This is a genomic window from Lacticaseibacillus salsurae (assembly GCF_045862175.1).
In the GTDB taxonomy this organism is placed as follows: domain Bacteria; phylum Bacillota; class Bacilli; order Lactobacillales; family Lactobacillaceae; genus Lacticaseibacillus; species Lacticaseibacillus salsurae.
The window spans coordinates 1-2,950 of the sequence record NZ_BAAFZI010000110.1; the positions used below are offsets into that span (position 1 = coordinate 1).

Annotated in this window: 3 protein-coding genes; all 3 read right to left on the reverse strand. The window is 45.7% G+C overall.

The features are described from left to right. Positions 1–176 precede the first annotated feature (176 nt). On the reverse strand, positions 177–977 hold the full coding sequence (locus ACKTSG_RS13915; protein WP_407895608.1) for an ExeA family protein: 801 nt from the start codon (positions 975–977) through the stop codon (positions 177–179). 3 nt (positions 978–980) lie between these two features. Continuing rightward, positions 981–2,213, reverse strand: a complete 1,233-nt coding sequence (locus ACKTSG_RS13920; RefSeq protein WP_152164619.1) for a DDE-type integrase/transposase/recombinase — start codon at positions 2,211–2,213, stop codon at positions 981–983. Between the two features lie 81 nt (positions 2,214–2,294). Continuing rightward, the coding region (locus ACKTSG_RS13925) for a DUF6431 domain-containing protein (protein ID WP_407895610.1) at positions 2,295–2,950 on the reverse strand (656 nt) is incomplete at its 5' end.

The following is a 2,950-nucleotide window of genomic DNA, read 5'->3' on the forward strand; positions in this document are numbered from 1 at the left end:
TGTCGCGCGGCACGCTATTCCGGCGGCCAATATTCAAAATAATCCGGCGGAATTTGCCTCTTTTCCGCCGATTTTTTTTGCGCTTTGACGATTTCTCAATTCCAATCCTGCATTATATTCCGGCCACTGTTTCTTCCCACAGAAATAGGCCGGCAGATGCCGACCTTCTCACTGTTTTATCCTAGTGCAACCTCTGCGCTAGCTTTGTGAACGACTTCGTTTCCGATTTGTTGGGTTTCTTCTTGAGCCCCGATAATCAAACACTTTGTGATCATTTGATCCAATCGTCGGATACTTCCACCGGTTGCTGAATAAATCGTCTTCAGTGCGTCCTCATTGATCACCTCATCTAAGATCCCGGCGGTTTTTAGCTTCTCACGGACATAGTCGTGGACTTCGACGTACTCAAGCCCCATGACCTGATACTTCACAGTGATTCGTTGACGAAATGCCTCAAATTGTGGTCGTTGAAGCATTTGAGTCAGCTGCGGCAATCCAGCTAGGATTACGATACACTTATTTTCAGCGTCCATGCCAAAATTCGTAAGCAGTACAAGCTCATTGTAAATCAAGCCACTCAGGTACTGTGCCTCATCCAAGATAAATACCGGTGTGACATGTTCGACATCATGCAATTCAAGAATCCGTTCCTGAATTTGGCGAAACTTTGCTGATTTTCGAAAGGCTGGTTCAATGCCGATCGAAACGGCAAGTTGATTGTAGAAATCACTGACACTGACAGTGCTCAGTGGCAGGTAAACGACCCGATATTGATTCGTATTCAAGCGGCGCGCATACTCTCGCAAAATCACCGTCTTGCCAGCGCCTGGTCGTCCAGTAACTAAGCCAATGCCTAGCACATCCGTCAAATACTTTAATCGAACATTCAATTCCTTGTAGTCGACTGTTTCGATCACCTTCGGTGCGGTCTTATCAAACGGATTATGCGTCATGCCATAGTAAACCAAATAGTCCATCCGCTAATCCTCCGCCATTCGTACTTGCTCACGTTTTATGTGCGCATTGTCCACTTTGTTAACGGGATGGATCTCGCTGAGAGTTTCTTCCCATTCAAGGTAAACCTTGGACAAATCCGGTTGGTAACGTACTGTTACCGACGCACCAATTGTTGCACGCCCAGTTTCATATTGCTTCCCAGCTAATTTGATAGTGCCATCATTAGCGACCTTGCGGACGTCTCGATGTAAAAATGCAGTATCCAATACTGTTGTCGGCACTTTATGAATTGCGTCTGGTTCTTCACAGAAGCGATCCATTGGCGTCACGCGCTCACCAAGGCTGCGATTGATCTGATTATTACGATCACGGACATACTTGGCAAACTCAGCCCGAAGGGCATCCAAGGACTGATACTCATCGTAGTTGATATCGGCCATCCATTGCTGCTTCATCACTCCAAACCATCGCTCAATCTTGCCTTTTTGATTGCCATGATAGACCGCCGCATGGCGCATACCAATTCCAAGTTCTGCACAGATCAAAGCTAATTGCTTGTTCACATAGGGTTTGCCATTATCTGCGTACAGTTGCCGTGGCTTCCCGTATGTCGCGATTGCTTGCTTGAGCGTTAGCTGCACATTCACGGCGTTGTCTTCAAAGTACATGCCCCAGCCAACCAAGTACCGTGAGGCATCATCAATGATCCCCACAATGTAGACTTTTCGTTTACGTCCACCAGCTAAGATGAAAGGACCATGTGTTGTATCGATTTGCCAAAGCTCGTTAATATGTTTCATTTCAAAAGCGCGCATGTCTTCAATGCTATTCCGACGAAGTTCTGGTGTAATCTTGGCAACGAAACGCTGAATAGTGCTTTCAGACGGTGCGCCTTCGGCGAAATATCCGGTCATCATCATTCGCTTACGGATCACTGTGGCCGGACGATTAGGACTTTGAGTTTTTAACCGAATAATCTCGTCTTTTTGTTCTTCAGTTAATCGTCGATTGATCCCGGTATCCTTTCTCTGCTTGGGTTTAAGTCCCTTTAGTCCATATTTACGATAGTTTGTCGTCCATTCTTTCAACGTTCCAACGCCAACGTATCCTCGCTTACCATTAGGTAACATCTGTTCAGTCACGGCAATGCGCTTCATATAAGCTTGCTTAGTTTCACCTTGTGTTGCGTCTGTGACAATGGGGTGGATCAGCCCATAACGAAACAAGGCAACGTCTTCGATTCGATCTGCGTCCATGTATTTGCACCTCTATTTTTTAGGATGCTGTAAGCATAATCGTTGGTCCTGTCGTCGCTAAGGGTAAACTATGTGATTTCTCTAAATGCGATGAAATAGCGGCGTCCATGCCGAAATAACTTGCATAAAGCGGCGCCCCGGTCGTTCAAGGGCATACATTGATCCAAGTTCTTCTGCGGAATGGATTTTGCTTAATTCATGGCTGATATACATGACTTTATGCCATTTTTCAAATTGCATTTGCCATCTACGGATGGTACTCGCGCAGATATCTAGGGTATTTTCGATTGCGTAAATTGATTTGCCACGGGCTAGCCGTAAGGCTTTGAGTATGGTCTCTAGAATGTATCGCTTGTACGGCGTAACGCCTGCGGGTAAGAGCACAAACGTGCAGTTGCACGCATGGCAACGCGCTCGCGTCACCGTAAGTTTGATTCGTTCACTGGCGGTCAGATAAAATTGACGCAAATAAGACCCATGCCGAGTGATACCAGCTGGGTTTTGACACTTTGGACAGGCCACTTGCATCAAAGCCTGAAATGCGAATTGGTTATATTGTTGTTGAAATGAAATTGGGGCTTTGCTTGTGAATGATTGTCCTGTAGAATTCATATTGGAGTTGATCTTCTGTATTTTGTGAGTTGTGGTGACTACAAGTATACAGGGGCAACTCTGTTTTTGTATCGTCAATCGCCGGATTTTCGTGCATAAAAATAGCGTCAAATAATTTCGGTAGT